The sequence below is a fragment of the Solidesulfovibrio sp. genome, assembly GCF_029978005.1.
In the GTDB taxonomy this organism is placed as follows: domain Bacteria; phylum Desulfobacterota; class Desulfovibrionia; order Desulfovibrionales; family Desulfovibrionaceae; genus Solidesulfovibrio.
On the sequence record NZ_JARKOZ010000140.1, the window covers coordinates 33,087 to 41,785 of the forward strand.

Annotated in this window: 7 protein-coding genes and 1 pseudogene; 7 read left to right on the forward strand and 1 reads right to left on the reverse strand. The window is 71.8% G+C overall.

Translation table 11 applies throughout. The annotated features are described in order from the left end of the window. The first annotated feature begins 48 nt into the window (after nt 1-48). From Q1K70_RS15980 to Q1K70_RS16005, 6 genes are all read left to right on the forward strand, one after another. On the forward strand, nt 49-1,704 hold the full coding sequence (locus Q1K70_RS15980; RefSeq protein WP_300161535.1) for a chemotaxis protein CheA: 1,656 nt from the start codon (nt 49-51) through the stop codon (nt 1,702-1,704). A 14-nt stretch (nt 1,705-1,718) separates the two neighbouring features. Further along, nucleotides 1,719-2,171: a response regulator gene (locus Q1K70_RS15985; RefSeq protein ID WP_300161537.1), complete on the forward strand. Its 453-nt coding sequence runs from the start codon at nt 1,719-1,721 to the stop codon at nt 2,169-2,171. Next, complete coding sequence (locus Q1K70_RS15990; protein ID WP_300161539.1) at nt 2,156-2,677, forward strand: chemotaxis protein CheD; 522 nt, start codon at nt 2,156-2,158, stop codon at nt 2,675-2,677. Before Q1K70_RS15985 ends, Q1K70_RS15990 begins: the two co-directional genes overlap by 16 nt. A gap of 3 nt (nt 2,678-2,680) precedes the next feature. Next, nucleotides 2,681-3,235 (forward strand): hypothetical protein, encoded by a 555-nt coding sequence (locus tag Q1K70_RS15995; protein WP_300161541.1) that lies wholly within the window; start codon nt 2,681-2,683, stop codon nt 3,233-3,235. Next, on the forward strand, nt 3,232-6,213 hold the full coding sequence (locus Q1K70_RS16000) for a glycosyltransferase family 39 protein (RefSeq protein WP_300161543.1): 2,982 nt from the start codon (nt 3,232-3,234) through the stop codon (nt 6,211-6,213). The genes Q1K70_RS15995 and Q1K70_RS16000 overlap by 4 nt, the downstream gene beginning before the upstream one ends. 144 nt (nt 6,214-6,357) lie before the next feature. Continuing rightward, the gene (locus Q1K70_RS16005) at nt 6,358-7,170 is read left to right on the forward strand and encodes a glycosyltransferase family 2 protein (RefSeq protein WP_300161545.1); all 813 of its coding nucleotides are present in this window, start codon (nt 6,358-6,360) and stop codon (nt 7,168-7,170) included. On the opposite strand, the gene Q1K70_RS16010 is transcribed toward Q1K70_RS16005, so the two are convergent. Continuing rightward, entirely contained in the window at nt 7,112-8,119 is a 1,008-nt protein-coding gene (locus Q1K70_RS16010) for a hypothetical protein (protein ID WP_300161547.1), read from the reverse strand. The two genes, Q1K70_RS16005 and Q1K70_RS16010, sit on opposite strands and share 59 nt — an antisense overlap. A gap of 216 nt (nt 8,120-8,335) precedes the next feature. Here Q1K70_RS16010 and Q1K70_RS16015 point away from each other — a divergent pair. Then, nucleotides 8,336-8,699, forward strand: a pseudogene (locus Q1K70_RS16015) (HDOD domain-containing protein); the annotation flags it as partial.

Sequence of the window (8,699 nt, forward strand, 5' to 3'; positions counted from 1 at the left end):
GGGGCGGTTGGACCGTACTCTCGCGCAACGCTCCGGACCGAGCCCGCTATGGCCGAAGACGACAAAATATTCGAACTGTTCGCCGAAAGCTGCCTGGAGCAGCTGCGCGGCATCGAAGCGGCCATCCTCGACCTGGAGTCCGCCGGGCCGGGCGTGCTCGAAGCCAAGGTGGCCGCCGTGTTCCGCGCCGCCCACACCATCAAGGGCGACGCAGGGGCCGTGGGGGCCGCTCCCCTGGCCGCCCTGTGCCACGCCGTGGAATCCGTTCTCGACGCCGTGCGCCAGGGCCGTCTGCCCATCGAACGCGGCCTCGTCGGCGAGCTGCTCGCCGTCTTCGACGTCATCCGGGCCATGGTCGAGGACGCAGCCAAGGCCCGCCACGGCGACATCGCCCGGGAAACGGCCCGCATGGCCGCCCTGCTCCAGGCGACGCCGCCGACCCGGAACGCGGCCGCCCCGGTCTCCGATTCCGCCCCCGCCGCCGAACCCGCTGCGGGTGAAGCCCCCGGCGGCGACGCGCCCGTCGACGAGCGCATCCGCAAGCTTTCCATCCCGGCCCGCGAGCTCGACATCCTGGTCGACCGCGTGGGCGAACTCGGCATCGCCCAGTCGCGCCTGGCCTCCCTGTCCCAGCGTCGGGTCGATCCGGAACTGCGCGACGTGGCCGAGGAGGTCGAGCGCCTGGCGGCGCTTTTGCGCGACCAGGTCCTGGGGCTGCGCCTTTTGCCCATCAAGGTCAGCTTTCCCAAGTACCGCCGGCTCGTGCGCGACGCCTGCGCCGCGCTCGGCAAGGACGTGGAGCTCGTCATGGAGGGCGAGAACACCGAGCTCGACAAGGCCGTCATCGAGCAGCTCAACACGCCCTGCATCCATCTGCTGCGAAACGCCGTGGACCACGGCATCGAGGCCCCGGACGTGCGCGCGGCCCTCGGCAAGCCGCGCCGGGGGGCCATCGCCCTCTCGGCCCGCCAGGAGGGCAACGACGTGGTCATCGCCATCCGCGACGACGGCGCGGGCATCGACGGCCGCAAGCTCTGGCAGCGGGCCGTGGAGGCCGGCCGCCTCGACCCGGCCCGGCCCTACGACGCCGACGCCGCCCTGGAGCTCATCTTCCTGCCGGGAATCTCCACGGCCGACGCCGTGGGCGCGGTCTCCGGCCGGGGCGTGGGCATGGACGCCGTGCGCGAGGGCATCGCCGCCCTGCGCGGCCGCATCGACGTGGCCTCCTCCCCGGGCGAGGGCGCGGTCTTCACCATCCGCCTGCCCGTGTCCCTGGCCATCATCGACTGCCTGGAAGTGGGCCTCGGCGAGGAAACCTACTACCTCCACCTCGACTACGTGGAGGAATGTCTGGAACTGCCGCCGGGAACGTCCCTGCGCCAGGGACGCGGCGTCATGGACCTGCGTGGCCAGGCCATGCCGCTGGTCTGCCTGCGCCATTTCTTCGGCCTGGACGGTCAGGCCCCGTCCGGCTCCCACGTGGTCGCCGTACGCCGCGAGGAGGGCCGGGCCGGCCTCGTGGTGGACAGCGTGCTCGGCCGCAAGCAGGCCGTGCTCAAGCACCTGGGCCGGGCGCTGGGCAAGGTGCCGGGCGTGCTCGGCGGCACGGTCACCGAGGCCGGCGACATGGCCCTGGTCGTGGATGTCCCGGAACTGCTGCGCGCCGCACGCCAAGCCGCGGCGGACGCCCAACCCCAAACATGACGGAGAGCCGAACCATGCCGCGCGCCCTCATCGTCGACGACAGCCGCTACCAGCGCTTCCTCATCATCCAGGCCCTGGAAGGGCTTTTCACGCCAGAAGAAGCCGCCGACGGCCGCGAAGCGGTGCAGCTCTTCGAGAACGCCCTGGGTCGAAACGAGCCCTTCGACCTCATCGTCATGGACATCCTCATGCCCGTGCTCTCCGGCCACGACGCCCTGTCCGGCATCCGGCGCATCGAGGCCGCCCGGGGCCTGACCGGCGAACGGCGCACTCCGGCCGTCATGCTCTCGAGTCTCGACGATCCGGCCAACATGATGCGGGCCCAGTTCGAATCCGGGGCCCAGGCCTACGTCACCAAGCCCTTCACGCCGCAAACGCTCATCGAGGCCCTGGTCAGCCTGGGCCTTCACGACAACCCCCTCGGCGACGACGCCGAAGACGCAGAATTTTCATGCAAGGCCTTCTAGAACGCTTTCCAGACCATGCCCTGGCCTTCCTCAACGTGGCCCAGGGCGGCGTCTACGAACGGCCGACCATGGCCCACACCGTGCTCGGTTCGTGCGTGGCCGTCACGTTTTTCGCCCCGCGCCGGGGCCTGGCCGGCATCTTCCACGCCCTTTTGCCCAAGGCCTCCGAGTACCGGCTCCACCAGCCGGACCAGACGCCCTACAAGTTCGTGGACACGGCCATCGCCACGGTGGCGCGCCGCTTGGAGATGCGGGGGGCCAAGCTCGGCGAGATCGAATGCAAGGTCTTCGGCGGGGCCAGCGCGCTTTTCGCCGAGGACATGTCCGTGGGCCGGCGCAACGTGGAGGTCGCCTTCGCCACCCTGGCCGACCTGGGGCTGCGGGTGACCGCTTCCAACGTGGGCGGCGAGCGCGGCCGCAAGATTGTGTTCGCCTCGAGCTCCGGCGAGATCTTCGTGCGCATGCTCAACAACGCCGCCGCCAAAAACGGCGGACGCGCCCGTTAGCCCATGCCCGCGTTTTCACGCCGCCTCGCCGCGACCCTCGTCTGCCTGCTCGCGCCCGCCGCGGCCTTGGCCGCGGCCTGTCCGGGACTGCCCCCCGGGGCCGGGGCCAAGGAGATGATCGGGGCGGCCATCGGCCTGCTCGACCCGGCGACGACGGACCCGGCCAAGGCCCGGGCGGCGGCCGCCTGCCTGGCGGCGGCCCACGCCGCCGGCGACGCCGGCGCGGCCGCCGCCAGAGGCCAGCTGGCCTTGTCCGGCCGGTCGGAACGGTCGGGCCGGCCCGACCCCACCCTGGCCCTGTCCTGGTTCGCCAAGGCCGCCGCCGCCGGCTCGCCCCAGGGCGACCTGGCCATGGGCCTGGCGCTTTTGCGCGGGCAGGGCGCGCCGGCCGATCCCTACTGGGCCTGCTGGCGGCTCGGCCGGGCCCTGCGCCAGCCGGGGCTTACGCCCGAGGAAAAGGCCCTGGCCGCCCGGGCCGCCGACGAGGCCGCGGCAAAGCTCGCCCCGGCCGAGCGCGCCGCCATCGAGGCCAACCTGTCCGGGGGCGCGGGCCAATGACCATGGGCAGGGACGCGCGCCTGCCCGCGCCGGCCGCCTGGGAATGGGCGATCGTTTGCGCGGCGACGCTTCTTGGCCTGTGGCTGCGCCTTTTCGCCCTGGACGTAGTGGGGCTGTGGTGGGACGAATTCGTGACCCTCGGCCGGGCCGCCTGGCCGCTTGCCGACATGCTGCCTTCCCTGGCCTTCCAGGGGCCAAGCGACGTGAGCCTCGACTCCTCGCCGCCGCTTTTCCACCTGCTGGTCCACGCCGCCTTGCGGGTCCTTCCGGCCACGGACGCCACCGTCAAGCTGCCGAGCCTCGCGGCCGGCACGCTGACCATACCCGTGGTCTGGCTGCTGGGGCGGCGGCTTTTCTCCCGGGAAACGGGACTGGCCGCCGCCGTTGTCTGCGCCGTGTCGCTTTTCCCCATCCACTATTCCCGCGAGGCCAGGCCCTACGCCCTGTACCTCCTGTGCGCCCTGGCGGGATTTCTTTTCCTGCTGCGGGCCATGGATTCGGGCCGCCGCCGCGACTGGGCCGGCTTCGTCCTGGCCAACGCGGCCATGTTCTACGCCTCCTACCTGGCCTCGGCCACCTTCGCGGCCGAGGGGCTCATCGTCTGCGGCCGGGCGGCCCTGCTCTGGCGCGCCGACAGGCCGGCCGCCCGGCGGCTTTGCCGCGACGCCGCCCTGGCCGCCGGCCTGGTGGTCCTGGCCTACCTGCCCTGGGTTCCCGGCCACCTCTTCCAGGTGCGCACCATCCACAGCGACGGCCCCACCGGCGACCGCTTCGCCTCGGCCGGCTTTTCCGCCGTGCTGCGAGCCTTCACCGCCATGCACGACCAGTCGGGCCTGCCCTGGCCGGCGATCCTCGGCGGCCTGGCGACGCTCGGGCTGGCGCGCCACCTGCTCCTTGGGCGCTGGCGGTCCCTGGCCGCCCTGGCGGTCTGGGCCGGCTGCGCCCTGGCCATGGCCGCCGCCCTGCCGACGCAGATCGACGTCTCCATCCGCTACCTGGTCAACCTGTTCTTCCTCTACGCCTACCTCGCCGCCGGCGGGGCCGAGGCCCTGGCCGCGCTGCCCGGGCGGTTCCTGCCCAACCCGCCGGCGGTCCTGGCCCCGGTCCTGGCCGCCGCCTTGGCGCTCGGCTGCGGCTGGCCCATGGCCGCGGCCCTGCCCGTGTACGTCAAGCGCGACAGCCCGAGCATCAAAAGCGCGCTCGCCGACCTGGCCATCCGTCGCGACGGCGCGGACTGGCTCTTTTTCTACCGCAACCGCCACCTCAAGATCATCGCCGAGTGGTATCTGGGGGACACCTTCCGCACGGCCGCGAGCCTCTCCGACCGGGCCTACCGCCGCTTCCTCCTGCTCACGCCCCACGATCTGACCGAGCGGCGCGCCCTGCCCGGCCTCGTGCCGGTCAGGGAGACCTTCTGGGCCGACGTCGCCAGGGGCGGGGCCGTCAACCGCGCCCCGCTGCCCCTGGACGTCCCCTACGCGGCGGATTTTTCCGACCTGGCCTTTTTCGCCGACGTGTTCGCCGTCCAAAACCTGGCCCCGGACCTGGGCTACGCCACCCTGGCCCTGTACGACTGCCGCCTGCCCGGCCGGGCGGTCTTCGCCTTCGCCCTGCCGCCGGGAAGCACGGCCGGGAAAGCTCCGGTCCGGGTGACCCTGGCCCTTCGCCCGGGCAAGGCCGGCCTGCCGGAGGCCGGGGCCACGGTCCTGACCGGGACCGACCCGGGGCGGCTTTCCCCCGCGGCCCGGGCCACGGCCCGGGATTTCGGCCCGGGCCGCGACCGGCTGGACCTCGACGTCGCCCTGCCGCCGCCCGATCCGGCCACGGGGCTGACGTTTCTGGCCGTGGAAATCGTCGCCGGCCATGTGGACGGTTTCCTGGAACTGGCCGGCCTGCGCGTGACGCCGCCGACCGAGGTGCGCCTGCCGCCCGGCGCGCCCGCGCTCTGGCAGCGCCGGGCGGCGGCCGTGGCCGCCAACACGCCCGTGCTGCCCGGGCTCGGCGAAGCCCGGGCGGCCCTGGGCGGCGCGACGCTTTTCGGCTTCGCCGACGCGCCCGACCCGGTCCTTCGGCTCGGCGGCCCCGAAGACCTGGCCGCCTACCTGCGCGCCTACCCGGACGACGCGCCGGTGGCGACCGTGGCCGACGCCACGGGCGCGGTCCGGGTCCGCTATTTCGACCCGGGTCTGCGCCATCCCCTGGCCGGTCTCGCCGCCGCGCCGCGCGAGCTGCTCCCCGGCTTCGGCCGGCCGGTCACGGCCAAGGGGCTCATTGCGGCCGGAAACGTGGCCGGGCAGACGCTTCGGTTCGGCCAAGCCCAGGTCCAGCTGCCGGTGGCCGGGCCGGCCGGCTCCCGGCTGCTGCTCGGCGCGGACGGGCGCGGCCTGCTCCATTTTTCCCCGACCTTCGACCGCCCGCTTCCACGCATCCTGGACGAGACCTTCGTCGCCGACGCCGTGGCCGCCGCACCCGGCGAACCGGCGCTGACCTGCTCCGGCGACGCCCCCTGCTTTTTCACCTACGCCGTCACGCCGCCGCCGGGGGAGGCCGGGACGGCCGCGCCCATCGAGGCCTTCCGCCTGGCCTGGTACCCGCAGGTGCTCACCGACGGGACCGGGCACAACCGGGTGACCGTGGCCTATTCCACGGACGGGTCCCGGTACGAACCGTTGGGAGAGCTCAGGAGCGAAGGGGATTTCTTCTGGTACGGCGGAGAGATGCGCATGGCCCGGGAGGTGCGGCTGCCCCAGCCGGCGGACAGGCTTTATCTGCGCTTCGCCCTGTCCGGGGCCGGCGCTCGCCTGTGGAGCGCGCCGGGAACGCCCCTGTCCCTGGACGTGACCCTGGCCGGCACGGGCTTCGCCGGCCTGCCCCTGCCGCAGGGGCCGGTCGCGGCCGCAAGCCCTGACGGCGACGTGCTCGTCCGGCCGACCCTCGCCCCGCCGGCGCTCGGGCTGTCGCTACGGGAGCGCCTGTAGCGGCCGGCGGGGTACGGCCAAGGCAACGGTTGACAGAGACCCCGATTTCGGGATTAGTGCCTCGTTTGGCCGCGCGGGTACGGATGCGCGGCGCACTCCGCCGTTTCGAACGCGATCCGGCGACCCCCCTGGAGCAAACACCCCATGATGCACGGAAAGAAAGTGGTGGTGGTCATGCCCGCCTACAACGCGGCCTCCACCCTCGAACGGACCTACGCCGAAGTGCCCAAGGACATCGTGGACGAGGTCATCCTCGTCGACGACTGCAGCCGGGACAATACCATCGAGCAGGCGCAAAAGCTCGGCCTGCGCTGCTTCCGCCATCACCAGAACTGGGGCTACGGCCGCAACCAGAAGACCTGCTACGCCGAGGCCCTCAAGACCGGCGCGGACGTGGTCATCATGGTCCACCCGGACTACCAGTACACGCCGAAGATCATACCGGCCATGGCCAACCTGGTGACCTGCGGCGAGTACGACGCGGTCATCGCCTCGCGCATCCTGGGCGGCACGGCCCTTCGCGGCGGCATGCCCCTGTACAAGTACGTGTCCAACCGCTTCCTGACGCTGAGCCAGAATCTGCTGCTTTCGGCCAAGCTCTCGGAGTACCACACCGGCTACCGGGCCTTCTCCCGGGAAGTGCTGGAGACCCTGCCGCTGTGGGAAAATTCCGACGACTTCGTCTTCGACAACCAGATGCTGGCCCAGACGATCTACTTCGGCTACCGCATCGGCGAGGTGTCGTGCCCGACGAAGTACTTCGAGGAAGCCTCGTCCATCAACTTCCGCCGCAGCTGCACCTACGGCATCGGCGTGCTCCAGACCTCGGTGCAGTTCCGCCTGCAGAAGTGGGGCCGCAAGCAGTACCCCATCTTCGACAGGAACGGCCGGGGGCTGTCTAGCCCCAATCCCCCGTACTACGCCGACGAGTCCCCGAACTGCGGTCCGGCCAGCTGAAGTCCGGCCCGGCCAATTCGCCGAGCGTCGCCCCCCTGACGTCGAAGGTCCGCCGCAGCCAGACGGCGAAGCGGCGGACCTTGGCCAGAAATCCGTCCACCGCCGCCTTGTCCGGAAAATGCGGGCTGGCCCCGGGCAGAAGCTCCGAGGAATGCCAGAACATGGTCACGGCCCGGCCGCCGCGCCGGACGTGGCTGCGCACGGCCAGGCGCATGGTGGGTTCCGGCATCCAGACCGGGTTGACGCCGAGCGTCATGGTTTTCATGAAAAACCCCAGCGCGGCGTCCCTGGCCCGGCCCGGCAGCCGTCCGGCCAGGGCGTGCAGGAGCCTTGGGCTTTTCGGCGCCAGGGGAAGCTGCGTGGTCGGGGCCTCCAGCAGGCGCGGGCCGCCCGGCCCGGCCGGGCGCAGCCAATAGGGATCGGCCGGGGCCAGGAAATGGTCCGGCCCGCCGCGGACGTGTCGCAGCGGGGCCACGCTGGAATCGACCGTGAACCCGGCTTCCGGCAGCACGGCCATGGCCCGGCGGAAGAGGTTCCAGCGGCCCATGCGGAAGGAGGCGGCGCGGCGGCCGGCGAAGGCCTCCACGGCCTGCTGGAGCGATTCGAGCTTGGCCCGGAAGACCTCGACGGGCATGACGGCCGTGGACACGGGCTCGGGCCAGGGCATGTCCGGAAAGGGCGGCGTGTTCCAGGGATGCAGGTGCGCGCCGAGCTCTCCGCCGACCCGGCCGAGCAGGTCCGACAGCACGTCGCGGCTCGGGCCGTGGGTCAGCACCGGGTAGTCGCACAGATAAGTGAGCGGCAGCCCGAACTCCCGGGGCAGGAATTCCAGACGGGAAAGGTGGGCAATGTTGGTCAGGCCCGCGCCCGACCTGGGGTAGGCCCCGGAAAAAAGGCCCTCTTCCTCCACGTCGAGACTGACGACGACGGCAAGCTTGCTCGGCGGCATGAACGTTCTCCCGACGGGCATCCTAGCCAGGCGGCGGAAAAAGTACAGAGGCGACGGCGGGGAAGATTCCGAAGGCTCTGCATGAAAATTGCAAAAACTTTCGGAAACAGCGGAGGCGATCCAGCCGGGATGGATTTCCCTCGATTTTCTTGACAGATTCGAGTAAGGTTTATTTTAAGAAGGAGTGTTTCCCGTCGTGCCCCCCAGGAACAAGACATGATGCAGCGAGTGCCCCTTGCGTTGTTGCGTGCAGGGATGATCCTGGCGGAACCCCTGCGCCGCCGGGACGGGGCTCTGGTCTTGCCCGTGGGCGCGGTCCTGACCGAGCGGCACCTGGAGCTGTTCCCGGTCTGGAGCATCGAGGCGGCCATGGTGGAAGACCACGAAGGCCCGCCCGCGAACGCCGCGCCGGGGAACGCCGATGCCACCGCCGAACCCGACGCCGGAGACATGGAAGCCGCCCGGGAGCTGCTCGCGGCGCGCTTCGTCCACGCCGACCTCGCCTACGCGCCCACGGCCGCCCTGTTCGCCCTGGCCCTGCCCCGGGCCGCCGCGCTCCTGGCCGAACGCGGCCCGGCCG